Raw genomic sequence first — 241 nt, 5'->3', positions numbered from 1 at the left:
TCTGGGACTGCATGTACATCATGCCTTCCACGCCGTTGACCGCCTGCTCCAGCGGCGATGCCACGGTGTCGGCGATCACCTGCGGGTTGGCGCCGGGATAGCTGGCGGTGACCTGCACCGTCGGCGGCGTGACCTGCGGGTATTCGCTCAGCGGCAGCTGGAAGTAGCTGATCGCGCCTGCGATCAGCGGCAGCACCGACAGGACGATGGCGATGATCGGCCGGTTGCTGCAGACGCGGGG

Annotated in this window: 1 protein-coding gene; it reads right to left on the bottom strand. The window is 67.2% G+C overall.

Going from position 1 to position 241, the window contains the following annotated elements:
- Window positions 1–217, bottom strand: a 217-nt coding sequence (locus RVY79_RS21285; protein WP_317466613.1) for an efflux RND transporter permease subunit, incomplete at its 3' end; no start/stop codon positions are given.
- Between the last annotated feature and the right edge of the window lie 24 nt (window positions 218–241).

The sequence above is a fragment of the Chromohalobacter sp. HP20-39 genome (genome assembly GCF_033052815.1).
Classification (GTDB): Bacteria; Pseudomonadota; Gammaproteobacteria; order Pseudomonadales; family Halomonadaceae; genus Chromohalobacter.
Note: the sequence above shows the minus strand (reverse complement) of the source record. Positions and strands in the feature narration are given on the sequence as shown.